Genomic DNA, 15,415 nt, shown 5'->3' on the forward strand with positions numbered 1-15,415 from the left:
CGTGATGCAGTTCCTTCTGGCGTTCATCGTGGTCGCACCGCTCCTCGGCGCCGCCGCGGCGCTCCTGCCGGCCCCGCCCGGCCTCAAGGGCAAGAGTCCCGAACAGGCCGTGCTGCGCCACGGCGTGACCGTGACCGGCGTGATCCTCGCCGCGGCCGTCGCCCTCACCCTGGGCTTCGACCACGACGCCCCGTCCCGCATCCAGGCGACGACGGACATCAGTTGGATCCAGGCGCTGAACGTCCGGATCCACCTCGGCGTCGACGGCATCTCGCTCCCCCTCCTCCTGATGACCGCGCTGCTGTTCTTCCTCTGCGCGCTCTACAGCTACTTCAAGCTCCCCGCGGGCCCCTCCCCGAAGGCCTTCGTCGCGCTGCTCCTCGTCCTGGAGTCCGGCACCCTCGCGACCTTCGCCGTCCTCGACCTGCTGCTCTTCTTCCTCGCCTTCGAGATGGTCCTCATCCCGATGTACTTCCTCATCGCCCGCTGGGGTGGTGCTCAGCGGCAGGCCGCCGCCTGGAAGTTCATCCTCTACACCCTCCTCGGCTCCGTCGTCATGCTGCTCGGTCTGCTCCTGATCGGACTGAACAGCGGCACTTTCGACATGGTGACACTGGCCTCTGACAACGGCCGCGAACTGTCCCACACCACCCAGATCCTGGCCGTTCTCGCCATCGGGATCGGCCTCGCCGTGAAGACCCCGATGTGGCCCCTGCACAGCTGGCTGCCGGACGCCCACACCGCCGCGCCCACCGTCGGATCCGTCCTGCTGGCCGGCGTCCTGCTCAAGATGGGCACGTACGGGTTCGTCCGCATCCTGCTGCCCATCACCCCCGACGGCATGGCCACCTTCGCCCCCTACCTGGGCGCCTTCGCCGCCGTCGGCATCGTCTACGGATCGCTCGCCTGCCTCGCGCTGGCCCGCAAGGGGAACAAGGGCGACCTCAAGCGCCTCATCGCCTACTCCTCCGTCGGCCACATGGGCTTCGTCCTCCTCGGCATCGCGAGCATGACCCCCACCGGCGTCAACGGCGCGCTCTTCGCCAACATCGCCCACGGCCTGATCACCGGCCTCCTCTTCTTCCTGGTCGGCGCCCTCAAGGACCGCTACGGCACCGCCGACCTCGACACCCTCGCCGGGGCCACCGGCGCCGCCCTCTACGGCCGCGCCCCCCGCATGGGCGCCTTCCTCGCCTTCGCCGCCGTCGCCTCCCTCGGCCTGCCGGGCCTGGCCGGCTTCTGGGGCGAGATGCTGGCCCTGTTCGGCGCCTTCGACCCCGCCGAGGGCCTCTCCCGCCCCGCGTTCCTCACGTACATGGCCGTCGGGGCGTTCGGCACCCTGCTCACCGCCGCCTACCTCCTGATCGTCGTACGGCGCGTCTGCATGGGAGACCCGAAAGCCGGTCCCGAGCTCGCCGTCGCGGACATCCAGCACTACGAGTTCGCCGCCTGGACCCCGCTCGTCGCCCTCACCGTCCTCGCCGGCCTGTGGCCCGCGGTCCTCCTCGGCCTCACCGATCCGGCCGTCCAGAAGCTCCTCGCAGGAGGCAACGCATGACGGCCACGACGACCCTGACGGTCCTCTCCGCCGAGGCCCCGAGCCTGGTCCAGTCCGTCGACTGGCTCGCCGTCGCACCCGTGGTGATCACCGCCGCCGTCGGCCTGGTCGTCCTCGTAGCCGACCTGTTCCTCGTCGAGCGCCACAAGCCCCTCCTCGGCTGGATCTCGGTCGCCGGCCTGGCCGCCGCGACCGCCACCCTCGTGCCCCTGCGCGCCGGTGACCGGTCCACCTTCTGCCTCACCGGCGACCCGGAGGCCTGCAGCTACGTCGCCGACCACTTCACGCTCGTCATCCAGTTCCTGGTGCTGGCCGGCGCCCTGATCACCGCCCTGGTGTCGGTCACCGCCGTGCGTGACACCCGGATGCCGGCCGGCGAATACTGGTTCCTGCTGCTCTCCTCGGCCGCCGGCGCGGCCCTGCTGCCCGCCTCCCGCGACCTCGCCACCCTGATCGTCGCGCTCGAAGTCGCCTCGCTGCCCGCCTTCGCCCTCGTCGGCATGCGCCGCGGCGACCGGCTCTCCTCCGAGGCCGCCCTCAAGTTCTTCCTGTCCTCCGTCACCGCCACCGCCGTGTCTCTGATGGGCGTCAGCTTCGTCTACGCCGCCACCGGTTCCCTGCACCTGACCCAGGTCGCCGACCGCCTCGAAGACGTCCCCGGACAGCTCGACACCCTCGCCATGGCCGGTGTCGCGCTCACCCTCGTCGGCTTCGCCTTCAAGACCGCGGCCGTCCCCTTCCACTTCTGGGTCCCCGACACCTACGTCGGCGCCCCGCTGCCCATCGCCGGCTACCTCTCGGTGATCGGCAAGGCCGTCGGCTTCACCGGCCTCATCCTCGTCACGGTGATCGCCTTCCCGGCGTACTCCGACATCTGGGGCCCCGCCCTGGCCGTCCTCGCCGCACTCACCATGACCCTGGGCAACACCGCCGCCCTGCGCCAGTCCCCGGACCGTCCGAACAGCGCCGTACGGCTGCTCGCCTGGTCCTCGGTCGGCCAGGCCGGCTACCTGCTGGTCCCGATCGCCGCGGCCGCGTACTCCGGGCGCGACCAGATCGGCTCCACCGTCGCCTACGCCCTCATGTACGCCGCCGTGAACCTCGGCGCCTTCGCCGTGGCCGCCCTCGTCGCCCGCACCAAGCCGCTCCACCGGATCAGCGACTACCGCGGGCTGTACGCCGAGCGCCCGCTCGCCGCCCTCTCGCTGGGCTTCTTCCTGCTCTGCCTGGCGGGCCTGCCGCCGGGCATCATCGGCCTCTTCGCCAAGGTCACCGTCTTCCGTTCGGCGGTGGACGCGGGCCTGGGCTGGCTGGCCGTGGTCATGGCGATCAACGTCGTCATCGCCCTGTACTACTACCTGCGCTGGACCGCCCTGCTCTTCCGCACCCCCGAGGGCGCGCAGACCCGTACGCGCGCCCCCTGGCCGGTGGCAGCGGCCGTCGTCGTCACCGCGATCACGGCGGTCGTCGTCTCGGGCTACCCGGAGCTCATCCTGCGCGTCACCTCGGGCAGCCTCTTCGCGCAGTGAGCCGGCGCGTGTAACCCGTACGGAGCAACCCCGGCCGCGGCCCCGACCTCCCACAGGAAGGGGCCGCGACGCACGGACGCCCCGCCATGCCCTGGGAACCAGACGCCCTCACCTCGCGTTGACCAGGAAGGGAGGGTCCACTGGACCGTAGACCCTCACATCCATGACGGGCTCCCCTGCCGCACCACTTGGAGGGCGTACCGTGCACCGCCGGCACAACGGGCTGAAGACCGCCGTACTCCTCGGCGGGCTGTCCGCACTCATCATCCTCATCGGAAGCTTCTTCGGACGGGGCGGCCTGATCATCGCCGTCCTCGTCGCCCTCGGGACGAACGCCTACGCGTACTGGAACAGCGACAAGCTGGCTCTGCGCGCCATGCGCGCCCGCCCCGTGAGCGAGTTCGAGGCACCCCAGCTCTACCGCATGGTGCGCGAGCTCTCGACGTCCGCGCGCCAGCCCATGCCACGCCTGTACATCTCACCCACCGAGGCCCCCAACGCCTTCGCCACCGGCCGCAACCCGCGCAACGCCGCGGTCTGCTGCACCGAGGGCATCCTGCGGATCCTCGACGAGCGCGAGCTGCGCGGGGTCATCGGCCACGAGCTCAGCCACGTCTACAACCGCGACATCCTGATCTCCTCTGTCGCCGGCGCCCTCGCCTCGGTGATCATGTTCCTGGTGAACTTCGCCTGGCTGATCCCGATCGGTCGGTCGAACGACGACGAGGGCCCCGGTCTCCTCGGCATGCTGCTGATCATGATCCTGGGCCCGCTGGCCGCCTCCGTGATCCAGCTGGCCATCAGCCGCTCGCGCGAGTACGAGGCCGACGCCTCCGGAGCCCAGCTCACCGGCGACCCGCTCGCCCTCGCCGGCGCCCTACGCAAGCTCGACGCGGGCACCAAACAACTCCCACTGCCCCCGGAACCCCGGCTGGAGGCGGCGAGCCACATGATGATCGCCAACCCGTTCCGCCCAGGCCAGGGCCTTTCTAAGATGTTCTCCACACACCCTCCGATGGCCGAGCGCATCGCCCGGCTCGAACAGATGGCAGGCCGCCGCCGATGAAGACAATCCTCAACATCATTTGGCTCATCCTCAGCGGCATCTGGCTGTTCCTGGGATACGTCCTCGCGGGCGTGCTGCTCTGCATCACCATCATCGGTATCCCGTTCGGCATCGCCGCCTTCCGCATCGCCGTCTACGCCCTGTGGCCCTTCGGCTACACCACGGTCGAGCGCCACGACGCGGGCGCCCCGTCCTGCATCGGCAATGTGCTCTGGCTCGTCCTCGCCGGCTGGTGGCTCGCCCTGGGCCACATCGTCACCGGCATCGCGCTCTGCGTCACGATCATCGGCATCCCCTTCGGCATCGCCAACTTCAAGATGGTCCCGCTCTCCCTGCTCCCGCTCGGCCGCGAGATCGTCCGCACGGACGCGCCCTTCGCCTCTCGGTGACCCGGTCGGCCCAGTTCGCCCTGCTGGGCGAGGACGACGACCACGAAGACGAGCAACTGTGGGCGCTGTGCGAGGCGGCGGAGAACCTCTTCGCCGACCCGCCGGCGCCCGTACGCAGACGGTACGAACTCCTCGGCTGCGCCCTGGAGGACCCGTTCGAGGACGGCAGGAACCTCCTCGCCCTGCAGGAACTGGACCGGCACGGCGAAGCACACCGCGAGGGCTGGTACCTGCAGGACGTACGGATCCTGGGCAGCCGCCCCTGCGCCCGCGACCTGACACTGCTTGACGTGACCGTCGAGGCCGTCCGCGCCGAAAACCAGGCGCGCTACCCGCAGCGGCGCCCACTGTCCGCAGGCTTCCTGCTGACCGGCGCCGAGTCCGAGGTACTGGGCCGCTGCCGTGACCTCGCCGAGGTCGTCCCGCCCGAGGATCCGCCGCCCCACACCGTACGGCTGCTCGGCTGCACCCCGTACGGGCCGCTGCGCGCCCTGCTGGAGGGCGGCCGCAAACAGCGTCTCTCCTACCGGGTGCTCCAGGCCCTGGACGCCGACGGAGCCCGCCTCGCCCTGCTGGGACACCCGGACATCGTCGGCTCGGAACCCTCCCCGCGCGGGCCGGGCCGCTACGACATGACCGTGCACATGGACCCGGTCCCGCCCGTCGCCGCGGACATCTGGCCCCTCTGGCACGCGGGACGACCCGCGGAACCCAACGGGTGGGCCCGCTTCGACACAGTCGGCCGCGACCACTGGCTGGGGATCGCCCTGGAGCACCACGACCGGGAGGCCGCCGACCGGGCCGCCGGTGCCACCTACCACCTCGACGGACGCGACGTCACCGACGAGGCGGGGTTCCTGTGCGCCCTCGGCGAGGCGATGAACGGCCCCGGCGGGTACTTCGGGCGCAACCCGAGCGGCGTCGACGACGCCCTGCGCGGCCGGTTCGGGGTCACCAGCCCCTTCACGCTGGTCTGGCACGACCACGCCGTCGCCCGCCGCAGTCTCGGGACGATGCCGCTGACGGCCCGCCCCCGGAGCTTCTCCGAAATCCTCGCCCACCTGCGGGAAAAGGGTCTGGCCGTGGTCCTCGCCTGAGTTGTCCACAGGCCGAGCGGGTTGTCGGTGGGGTGCGTCACCATGAACGCATGAACGAGACCGAGCAGTTGCTGGAGCAAGTCACGGACCGCGTGCGCAACTCCGCACGCGGGTACGAACGACGGGGAAGGGCCCTGCCGAGACCGCTGGGCACCGGGGAGATCACCCGCGCCGAAGCCATACTCGGCTTCGCCCTGCCGCCCCTGCTCGCCTCGCTCTACACCCGCGTCGGCGACGGCGGGTTCGGCCCCGGGCAGGGACTGCTGTTGCTGCGTCAGGCCGTGCTCGCGTACGAGGAACGACGGTCCTCAGGGTGGCGCTGGCCCGAGGGAGTCCTGCCCGTGGCCGACTTCGGCTGCGCGATGGACGCCTGCGTCGACTGCTGGTCCGACACCGGCCAGGTCCTGCTGTTCGACCCGAATCCGGGGGAGCCGGACCTCGCCTGGTCCATCGACGCCCCGAGCCTGGCCGGCTGGCTGCACGGCTGGCTCGACGGCACCGCGTGGTTCTGCGAGGAGTCCGAACTGGGGGAGGAGTACGACCTGGAGTTGGCGCCCTGGGCCGATTTCAGATCCCGGATCTGAACCGCCCCCGCACCCCGTGGACCACCACGCCCACCGCCAGCACCGCCGCCCCCGCGACCGCCGACGCGAGAGGCAGCGCACACGCCAGCACCACACAGCCGGACAGCCCGACCACTGCCACGGCCCGACCCTTGACAGCTGAATCGAGAGTCCACGCGGAGGCGTTCGCGATCGCGTAGTAGGCGAGCACTCCGAAGGAGGAGAAACCGATCGCGCCCCGCAGATCGGCGGTGGCCGCCAGCACCGCCACGACCGCACCCACCGCGAGCTCCGCATGGTGCGGCACCTGATGCCGGGGATGGACGGCCGCCAGCGCGCGCGGCAGATGGCCGTCACGGGCCATCGCCAGGACCGTCCGCGAGACCCCGAGCACGAGCGCCAACAACGAACCCAACGCGGCCAGGGCCGCGCCCACCCGGACCACCGGGGCCAGTCCGGGCCGCCCGGCCGCCCGCACCGCGTCGACGAGCGGGGCCGACGACTGCGCCAGCCCCTGCGCACCCAGCACCGACAACGCCGCCACCGCCACCGCGGCGTACACCAGCAGCGCGATCCCCAGCGCGATCGGCACCGCCCGCGGGATCGTCCGTTCCGGGTCACGCACCTCCTCGCCCAGGGTGGTGATCCGGGCATAGCCCGCGAAGGCGAAGAACAACAGACCCGCGCCCTGCAACAACCCGAAGATCCCCGGGGCGGATCCGCTGAGTCCCTCCGGGTCGGCCGCCCCGGAGGACAGGCACACCACGACCACCCCGGCCAGCACCGCCAGTACCACCGCCACGATCAGCCGGGTGATACGGGCCGACTTCTGCACGCCCCCGTAGCTCGCGGCGGTCAGCGCCACCACCGCCGCGACGGCCACGGCATGCTGCTGCCCGGGCCACAGATACGCCCCCACCGTGAGGGCCATCGCCGCGCAGGACGCGGTCTTGCCGATCACGAACCCCCAGCCGGCCAGATACCCCCAGAAGGGCCCGAGCCGCTCACGCCCGTAGACGTACGTGCCACCGGAGGCCGGATACCGGGCGGCCAGCCGCGCCGAGGAGTGCGCGTTGCAGTAGGCCACGACACCCGCCACGCCCAGAGCGGCGAGCAGGCCGCCGCCCGCCGCCCCCGCCGCGGGCGCCAGGGCGGCGAAGATACCGGCGCCCACCATCGCGCCGAGTCCGACGACGACGGCGTCGGACACCCCCAAGGTGCGCTTCAACTCGTTTTCCACCGGCGGAGGGTAACCCCGCTAGATGACACCCTCCCGGCCGGGCAGCGGCGCCCGCGTGCGCTCCCAGCCCTCCAGGGCGGTCAGACAGGCATGGTCCAGATGACGCAGCCCGCTCAGATCCAGTCGCACCGGTTGCCCGTGCGGCAGCGCGTCCAAGGCGTCGAGCAGCTTGGGCAGCCGCAGGAAACTGGCGTTGCCCAGGACCTGCACGCAGAGCTGCTCGTCCTCCCACACCTCCTCGATGTGTACGTGCGAGGTCTCCCAGGCCGCCTTCGCGACGGCGAGCCCGAGCCCGATCAACACCCCCTCGAAGAGATTGGTGACCACGATCGCCGAGGCCGTGACCACCAACACCACCGCCTCGCCCCGGTGCGTCCGCCACAACGCGGCCACCGCCTTGGCCGGCAGCAGCTTCCACCCCGCGTGCAACAGCACCCCGGCCAGCGCGGCCAGCGGCACGATCTCCAAGAGCTGCGGGAACGCCACGGCGAAGAGCAGCAGCCAGCCGCCGTGCAGCACCCTGGCCGCGCGGGTCCGCGCCCCGGCCTCCACATTGGCGGCGCTGCGCACGATGACTGCGGTCATCGGCAGCGCGCCGAGCAGCCCGCACACGCTGTTGCCCACGCCCTGGGCGATGAGTTCCTTGTCGTACTCCGTCTTCGGCCCGTCGTGCATGCGGTCCACCGCCGCGGCGCTGAACAGCGTCTCCGCGGAGGCGATCAGCGCCAGCGCGACCACGGTGCCGGCCGCGCCGACCGAGGCCAGCACCCCGAAGTCGCCCCAGCCGGGCGGGGACACGGCTGCCAGTACGCCCGTCACCCGCACCTTCTCGACGGGCAGCCGCAGCAGCACGGCCGCGGCGGTGGCCGCGGCCACCCCGACGAGCGCCCCGGGCACGATCCGCAGCCGGGCGGGCATCCGACGCCAGGCGACCATGGCGGCGATCGTCCCGACCCCGAGCAGCACGGCGGCCAAGTCGGCCTGCGACCCGAGCTCGTGCACCCCGCGCAGTTTCGCCAGGGTCTGCCCCGGAGCCTCCACCCCGCCCAGGGCGTACAGCTGCCCGCAGATCAGTACCAGCCCGATCCCGGCCAGCATCCCGTGCACGACGGCGACGGAGATCGCCCGGAACCACCGCCCGAGCCGCAGCATCCCCATCCCCAGCTGCACCACCCCGGCGGCCAGCACCAGCACGCCGAGTGCGGGAAGACCGTGCGCCTGCACCGCCTCGTAGACGAGGACGGTCAGACCGGCCGCGGGCCCGCTCACCTGGAGGGCGCTCCCGCGGAACCATCCGGTGACCAACCCGCCGACCACCCCGGTGACGATCCCCAGCTCGGCCGGTACCCCGGAGGCGACCGCCACCCCGACGCACAGGGGTAGAGCGACCAGCGCCACGACCACGGACGCCCCGAAGTCATCGCGAAACGTGCCGGCCCCAGGCATGCGAGATCCCCCTGCCACGCGGTGATGTGATGCCACCCAGCGTGGTGGGCGCACTCATCGCGTCCCAAGTGACCACAGGAGGCCGCGGTGGCGCGTGCGCCGCACACGCCCCGCACACACCCCCTTCGCAACCGCCGCGGCCCGGCGGTCGGTGAAGACCGCCGGGCCGGCGTGGGGCAGATCGCGAAACAGGGTCAGCGGTAGTTCACGAACTGCCCGATCGGGTCTCTGACCTGTGGTTTCGCGTCCGTATGGGGCTTGACCTGCTGAAACTACATTCAGTAGTTGCCGAAGTTTTTCGGTGCCTTCCCGCTCCTTGTGCCCTGAGTGTGCCCCGACTCCCTCTGGCGCTGCGAGCGGCTGCTCTCGCCGGAGAGTCCGGAGTCACCAGGTGTCGTCGACCTCTGGCTATGTGCGACGGGCATATTGCATGATGATCGAGTGCTCCTGGCCTACATCGACGAATCGGGCAACACTGGCGCGGTTGCTGGTGGTGGCACGGTTACGTACACACTCGGTTGTGTCCTGGTGAATGATTCGGATTGGTCTACCGCCTTTGACGAGGCGGTGGCATTTCGGCGGCGAATAAAAGAGCGTTTCGGGATCTTGATGCGCTCGGAGATCAAGGCTAACTTTCTGCTGCGCAATAGTGGATCTATCCGCAAGCTCGGGCTAGCTCCCGCTGCACGCCACATCGTCTACAGAGCGCACCTTCGCGTATTGCAGGACATGCAGGTCAAGGCATTCGCCATCGTCATCGACAAGCGGCAGCACGACCTGTCTGATGGTCAATGCTTCGAATTGGCCTGGACGACGCTCTTGCAGCGGCTTGAGCGAGCCAGCACGGCGGCGCGCACCCCGGTCATGGTGATCCATGATGAGGGTGAGAATGACCAGATCAGGAGGCTTGTCCGGCGTGCGCGTCGTCGTCTGACGGCTGGGAGTCTCTATGGGACGGGTTCCCTGAACGTTCCCGCGCGGATGCTGATCGACGATCCGGTGCCGCGGAATTCTGATCATTCCTACTTTATTCAGTTCGCTGACCTGGTTGCCTATGCAGGCTTTAGGGCGCATGTGGCGCCGTCGAAGAACATTGCCGCCGTTTGCCCGGCTGAGATGTGGCATGAGTTGGGGTCCGCCATGCGTCGCGAGACGAATATGCGTGGTGGCGGCCCTGCTCCGGGCATCGTTGTCCGCACGCATTAAGGCCCCCCAGGAGTCCTGGGGGGCGGAAAGTGCCTAGCCGAAGCATGGGCTACGGGTCAGCGCTTGGCTCCACCGTACGACAACGTGCCAGAGATCGGAACCCAGGCGGCTGCCCATCACCTGACGGGGCGCTGGAAAAATCTGACTTGGGATCTTGCGAGGCCGTAGGGCACATTCAGGTGAGCTTCTGAGAACACGACTCCTTGTGCAACACGGGGTTCTAGGGTGGTCGCGATACGGCAGGGACAGCACGATCCCGGTCTGGTGCGGCATGCCCGGGAGGGCACATTGGGGTACGTGCGGCTGCTGCGGCAGCGGCCCGTGCTGGTCCTGTGGCTGGCGCAGAGTTTGTCCGTCCTCGGGGATCGCCTCTATGCCCTCGCGGTCATGTGGGTCGTCTACGCCGCGACGGGCTCAGCGTCACTCATGGGCTTGGTCGCCGTGGCTGAGTCACTGCCGTACATCGCCCTCGGCACCGTGGGCCGGCGGCTAGTCTCCCGCTTCTCCTCGTACCGGGCACTCGCATGGGTCGACGGGGCGCGGGCAGCGGTCGCGGTCGCGCTGCCGTTCATGTGGTCGCCCGACGCGCGGGGCATCGCTCTGCTGCTCGCTGGTGTGCTGCTCCTCGGCGCGCTCGGGGCGCTCTTCGATCCCAACCTCGGCGCCCTGGTGCCCGATCTCGTCGAGCCCGAGCGGGTGCAGCAGATCACGGGTCTCCTCGACCTCACGGGCCGCATCGCCCGTATCGCCGGTCCGGCCAGTATCGGCCTGCTGCTGCTCTTCGTCTCCGAGGTGCAGCTCTTTGCCTTGAACGGCGCGACGTTCGCCGTGTCGGCCGTGGCGCTGCGCTGGCTGGCTCGCCGCTACGCGACCTCGGCAGGTGGAGCTGCCGAGCGCCCTCGGGGCAGGGCACGGTCGTCCGTCCCGGCGGGGCCGGTGCTGCGTGAGCACCCGCGGGTCGGACTGGCGATCGGCCTGCACGGGGTAGCCCTGTTCTGCTCGGCCGTGACTGCCATCGGTATGCCCGCCCTGCTAGCCACCCGATACGGGGCGGGCGCCGCGGTGTACGGACTCGTCACGGCGGCCGTGGGCGTCGGGGCGCTGATGGGTAACCCCCTCGCGAGCAATCGACGCTCGGGCGGATGGCTGACCGTCTACTGCGGTGCGTGGGCTCTACAGGGCACGGCGACCGCCTGCATGGGTCTGGTGCTCGACCTGCCCGCGCTGCTCCTGCTCGCCCTGCTGACGGGCATCGTCACCCCGGCTACGAGCGTCACCCTGCGCGCGCACCTCGGCGCGTTCGCCCCGGCGGAGCGGCTGCGCCTGATGTCCGTCGATCAGACGATCATCCGGGCCGGCGGCACGGCCGGAATGCTGGTTCTGCCACTTCTCGTTGATGTCTCCCCACGGCTTGCGTTCGGCGTGGGCGGTGGGACGGTCGTAATCTCAGCTCTCATCACCCTGCTTGTTGCCCGTCGACGGTTGCGCGAGCCGGCCCCGGCTGAGCCGTCGGGTCAGCGCGGGGATGTCGTCGCCATCGACTAGGCCGCGGCATGCATTCCCGACGTTCCGCCGTCGTGGCGAGTTAGGCCCTCTTGCCCCGACTGCTGCGATGCGACGTCCGTCAGCCAGCGCCTAGGCTGCGCGATCGCTGACGACTGAGGGGGAGCAATATGGGCGAAGCTCGGAAGTACACGCCGGGTACCCACGCGGCACTGATGTCTTTGTGCCGTGGCACCTGTTACTGGCCAGGCTGCGACGAGCCAGTGACGAAGCTGGTAGACGGCGAGCACATCCTGAACTTGGAAATCGCTCACATCCGCGCTGTCAGTTCCGGAGGCAAGCGCTTTGACCCGCAGATGACTCTCGAAGAGAAGAACGACTTCGGGAACCTGCTGCTGCTGTGCAAGGCCCACCACGTGCGTGTTGATGGCCGTGACAGCGACCAGTACAGCGTCGCGATGCTCGGCCAGTGGAAGCGGGAGCGAGAGTCCGGGGGTCTGGCAGCGTTGCAGGGGCTCCGGGGGCTCACCGAGGCACGCCTCAGCGAACTGGTGACCGAGTCGTTTGAGTCGTTCTTCGACGAGACACACGAGGCGCTTGCTGAGCTTGCACGCATCGCACCCGAAGCTGCCGCGACTCTGCGGGTACTGGTCGAGGAGTTGGCGGACCCCCGCGTGCATGGATTCGGTGTGGATCCCGACGCTGCGTGGATGCTGCAATCGGCTGCCCAGGACTTGCGCGGCCTTGAGGACAGCGCTGGCACCCTTCGGTCGGCTGCCGACAAGCTGCGGGGGCTGGAGGACTCGGCGAACACACTGCGTGACGCTGCCGAAGAACTCGCAGGGTCAGCGCATCTGATCGAACAATTGACGTACGCGGCCAAGCAACTGCGCAGCGCGCGAGGTGACTACTAGAACGCACGACGGCTCTCGGCCCCCGCCGGCTGTACTGCGACGGGGGCCGAGGCTACGAATCTGTGCGGCAACGCGGCTGTACGGTGCTCGTCTCTAGAGAGCCGCGCCCTCGGTCTTCCACTCGGCCGCGTCGAGCGCGAGCCAGTGCTCGACGGTCACGTTCTCGAACGGGACGCCGATCTCCTGGTAAATGCGGGTGTGCATGGCGCCGAACCAGGCGCCCCGGCGGTCGTCGAAGAACGCGCGGTCGTACCAGGCGACGCCCAGCAGGACCGTCCCGCCGCCGTTCTCGTTGTCCGGGTCGGCCTCGAAGTACGTGCACTCCCAGTCCCAGAGCATCTGCTCGTCCGGGCGGGAGCGCAGCCGCTCGTCGCTGGCGCGCAGGTGCTCGATGCACCGCTCGACGGTCGCGGCGTCGGGGCAGTAGTACCGGCAGTCGCTGAACGCCACGACGCTCTTGCTGCCGCGCCGGGCGGGGTCGACGTCCTCGCCGGTGAGCACCCGGACGCGGGTGATCGGCGGAGCGCTGGTTTCGAGGATGGTCACGGTGGTTCTCCTCTGATGTCGATGGTGCGCTGTGGATGGTGCGTGATCACCAGCTCGACCCGGTCAACGGGTACAGGCTGGGGCTGTGGGCGCCGCTCGACCGGATGGCACCGGGAGCGACGTAGCGAATGTTCAGGCCGATCCGGGCGCCGGCGGTCGTGTTGCTGTCCGATCGGTGCAGGAGCCGGACGTCCATCAGGCACGCCTGCCCGGCGTCGAGCGGCAGCCATACGCCGTGGTCGTGCGGTCCGTTGGGCATGCCCTGCACTCCGAGTGCTCTGCCTCGGCGGGCGCTGCTCGTCTCGCGGTCGTTGCCGAGGTAGCCGCTGGCGTGCGAGCCGGGGATGACCTGCACGCAGCCGTTGGCGGTGGTCGCGTCGGTGATGGCGAGCCAGGCCGCGACCGAGCGGGCGGGATCGAGCTGCATCCGCCGGTTGGTGCCGTCCTGGTGCCAGGGCACGCGGAACTCACGGCCGGGCCACTTGATCATCAGAAAGGTGTTCTCGACGGCGACCGCCTCGCCGATCGTCTCCTGCACGGCGGCGAGCAGTCCGGGGGCGCGCACCGCGTGCGCGGCCCACTCGAAGCGCAGGTGCGCGTCGAGCACGACCTCGGTTCGTTCGGCGCGGTGCTCGGCGATGACCTCGGCGGCTCGGGCGCGGGCTCGGCTATTGGTGTTCCACTCCAGCCCGGTCCGGTATCCGTCCTCGCCGAGCGGGCTCGGTCCCGTGTAGCTGATGGTGAGGGGCTCGCTCATCAGGCTTCGCCCTTCGGCCGGCAGCGGGTGCACTGGCAGGGCGGGAAGGCGAGCGAGTTCATGGGCGGGCTGTCCCGGACCCCGGGCCCGACGACCACCTCGGCACGCTCGTGGACGACCTCTCCCGTCTGGCCGTTGACGTCGTACACACGAATGGTCATGGGCATGCGCACTCCCGCTGCTCAGGGGCGTTGTGGTTCGGTGTGTCACCAGTGCACCGCCTGAGAGGGCGTCATGGGCGAGGGGGCACCGGACGTTTGGGCGGACGTTTCCGCGCCCGACCCCCGGGCCAGATCGCTACGGTGGGTACACGACCCGTAGCTGCGAGGGGGAAGCGCATGACGGAACAGGAGTCGGGCGGGCTGGCACGGTTACGGCGCGCTGCTGGCCACACGCAGGAGACGTTCGTCAAGGCGTTCCGGCAGGAGTCCGCCCGCCTCGGCGTCGCCGCCGCGGTGAGCGTCCGCCAACTGCGGCGGTGGGAGAGCGAGACGCGCCCGCCCCTGCCGCACCCGGGCCAGCAAGCCGTACTTGAAGCCATGTTCGGCATGCCCCTCGCCGAAATGGGGTTCGACGTCCCCGGTCATCGCGTGACGGTTGCGGCACCGATCAGCGACGCTGGAGAGGTGAAGAGGAGAACGTTCGTCGCAGACGCGGGCGCCCTCGCTGCCGCTGCTCTACTGCCTGCCGCGCTGGGCCCACGTATCGGCACGGCCGATCTCGGGCGGCTGAGAGAGCGCCTCGACGGGCTCTACAAGACAGACCACACCGCCGGCAGCGTGCCGGCGAGCACGCAGGCCGAGCGCATCGAGGCGGAGATCACGCGAGCCCTGAGTAGCGCCTCGTACACCTCAGGCGTGGGCCGTGAGCTACAGACGATGCTCGCCGAGCTGCACGGGCACCGGGCTTGGTACGGCTACGACGGCGGACGCATCGCGGAGGGACGTGCCGCCTGCATGGAAGCCCTCGCCGCGGCGCAGCTCGTCGACAACCCGCTGCTACAGATCTCCGTGCTGGAGACGCTTGTACTCCTCGCAGTCAAGGCCGGCCGGTCCTGGGAGGCTGCGAGTGCCGTCGAGAACGCCTACCGCCTCGCGACCCAAGCAGGGGCGGGTGCGACGGTGCACCTCGTGATCGCGCTCCGCGATGCCAATGTCGCCACGCACGCGGGGGACCTGTCGGGCGCACGCCGCGCCCTATCCCGTGCCGTCAGTTACCAGGGGCGCGCGGACGCCGACACGGACGTGCCCAACTGGGCAAATTTCGTGGGTCCGTTCGAGGTCGACTACGCCACGGCGGACATGTACGTACGAGCAGATCAGCCCAAGCGCGCCGTGCCGTTCCTCCGGGCGGCCGTGCGAGGCATTGGCGGTGGGCTCGCCCGGAACAGCGCCTCGTACCGCGTCAAGCTCGCCGGTGTACTCCTCGCCGCGGGGGAAGTCGACGAGGCGTGCGCCGAGGTGGGCGGCGTGCTGGATACCTGGGGAGGCATCGCCTCGCCCCGGCTGCTGGGCAAGGTGCACGATTTCCAGCGGGCGGCCGGGGTAGTCGATAGCCCAACCGCCCGCGAAAGCGTGGCACGTATCCGCGACACCGTGTGA

General features: G+C 70.1%; 15 protein-coding genes. 10 read left to right on the forward strand and 5 right to left on the reverse strand.

The annotated features are described in order from the left end of the window. Positions 1-4: 4 nt before the first annotated feature. From BCL76_RS05850 to BCL76_RS05875, 6 genes are all read left to right on the forward strand, one after another. Positions 5-1,558, forward strand: coding sequence for a complex I subunit 4 family protein (locus BCL76_RS05850; protein WP_109778482.1), 1,554 nt, complete (start codon positions 5-7; stop codon positions 1,556-1,558). Further along, positions 1,555-3,087: an NADH-quinone oxidoreductase subunit N gene (locus tag BCL76_RS05855; protein ID WP_109778483.1), complete on the forward strand. Its 1,533-nt coding sequence runs from the start codon at positions 1,555-1,557 to the stop codon at positions 3,085-3,087. The genes BCL76_RS05850 and BCL76_RS05855 overlap by 4 nt, the downstream gene beginning before the upstream one ends. A 202-nt stretch (positions 3,088-3,289) precedes the next feature. Next, entirely contained in the window at positions 3,290-4,153 is an 864-nt protein-coding gene (gene htpX / locus BCL76_RS05860) for a zinc metalloprotease HtpX (protein ID WP_109778484.1), read from the forward strand. Next, a complete protein-coding gene (locus BCL76_RS05865) occupies positions 4,150-4,542 on the forward strand; it encodes a YccF domain-containing protein (RefSeq protein WP_109778485.1) in 393 nt (130 codons plus the stop codon). Before htpX ends, BCL76_RS05865 begins: the two co-directional genes overlap by 4 nt. After that, positions 4,539-5,639 carry a barstar family protein gene (locus BCL76_RS05870; RefSeq protein ID WP_109778486.1) on the forward strand — a complete coding sequence of 367 codons (1,101 nt, stop codon included), beginning with the start codon at positions 4,539-4,541 and terminating at the stop codon, positions 5,637-5,639. The genes BCL76_RS05865 and BCL76_RS05870 overlap by 4 nt, the downstream gene beginning before the upstream one ends. 50 nt (positions 5,640-5,689) lie before the next feature. Beyond that, positions 5,690-6,223, forward strand: a complete 534-nt coding sequence (locus tag BCL76_RS05875) for an SMI1/KNR4 family protein (RefSeq protein WP_109778487.1) — start codon at positions 5,690-5,692, stop codon at positions 6,221-6,223. On the opposite strand, the gene BCL76_RS05880 is transcribed toward BCL76_RS05875, so the two are convergent. After that, complete coding sequence (locus BCL76_RS05880) at positions 6,207-7,442, reverse strand: APC family permease (protein ID WP_109778488.1); 1,236 nt, start codon at positions 7,440-7,442, stop codon at positions 6,207-6,209. The genes BCL76_RS05875 and BCL76_RS05880 overlap by 17 nt on opposite strands. Positions 7,443-7,460: 18 nt before the next feature. After that, positions 7,461-8,888 (reverse strand): SulP family inorganic anion transporter, encoded by a 1,428-nt coding sequence (locus BCL76_RS05885; protein WP_109778489.1) that lies wholly within the window; start codon positions 8,886-8,888, stop codon positions 7,461-7,463. Between the two features lie 441 nt (positions 8,889-9,329). On the opposite strand from BCL76_RS05885, the gene BCL76_RS05890 reads away from it, so the two are divergent. The 3 genes from BCL76_RS05890 (at position 9,330) to BCL76_RS05900 (ending at position 12,511) form a co-directional block, all read left to right on the forward strand. Then, the gene (locus tag BCL76_RS05890) at positions 9,330-10,094 is read left to right on the forward strand and encodes a DUF3800 domain-containing protein (protein ID WP_109778490.1); all 765 of its coding nucleotides are present in this window, start codon (positions 9,330-9,332) and stop codon (positions 10,092-10,094) included. Positions 10,095-10,391: 297 nt separating this feature from the next. Beyond that, positions 10,392-11,639 carry an MFS transporter gene (locus tag BCL76_RS05895; protein ID WP_181382451.1) on the forward strand — a complete coding sequence of 416 codons (1,248 nt, stop codon included), beginning with the start codon at positions 10,392-10,394 and terminating at the stop codon, positions 11,637-11,639. Positions 11,640-11,860: 221 nt separating this feature from the next. After that, positions 11,861-12,511 (forward strand): HNH endonuclease signature motif containing protein, encoded by a 651-nt coding sequence (locus BCL76_RS05900; protein WP_109778492.1) that lies wholly within the window; start codon positions 11,861-11,863, stop codon positions 12,509-12,511. Between the two features lie 93 nt (positions 12,512-12,604). On the opposite strand, the gene BCL76_RS05905 is transcribed toward BCL76_RS05900, so the two are convergent. From BCL76_RS05905 to BCL76_RS38815, 3 genes are read right to left on the reverse strand one after another with little or no spacing between them, the layout of a single operon-like run. Beyond that, positions 12,605-13,057, reverse strand: coding sequence for a hypothetical protein (locus BCL76_RS05905; protein ID WP_258309355.1), 453 nt, complete (start codon positions 13,055-13,057; stop codon positions 12,605-12,607). 46 nt (positions 13,058-13,103) lie between these two features. Further along, positions 13,104-13,814: a phytanoyl-CoA dioxygenase family protein gene (locus tag BCL76_RS05910; RefSeq protein WP_109778493.1), complete on the reverse strand. Its 711-nt coding sequence runs from the start codon at positions 13,812-13,814 to the stop codon at positions 13,104-13,106. Beyond that, positions 13,814-13,975 (reverse strand): hypothetical protein, encoded by a 162-nt coding sequence (locus BCL76_RS38815; protein WP_181382452.1) that lies wholly within the window; start codon positions 13,973-13,975, stop codon positions 13,814-13,816. Before BCL76_RS38815 ends, BCL76_RS05910 begins: the two co-directional genes overlap by 1 nt. A 177-nt stretch (positions 13,976-14,152) precedes the next feature. Between BCL76_RS38815 and BCL76_RS05915 the strand changes: the two genes are divergently transcribed. Next, complete coding sequence (locus BCL76_RS05915) at positions 14,153-15,415, forward strand: hypothetical protein (RefSeq protein ID WP_109778494.1); 1,263 nt, start codon at positions 14,153-14,155, stop codon at positions 15,413-15,415.

The organism is Streptomyces sp. CG 926, assembly GCF_003148825.1.
Lineage (GTDB): Bacteria > Actinomycetota > Actinomycetes > Streptomycetales > Streptomycetaceae > Streptomyces.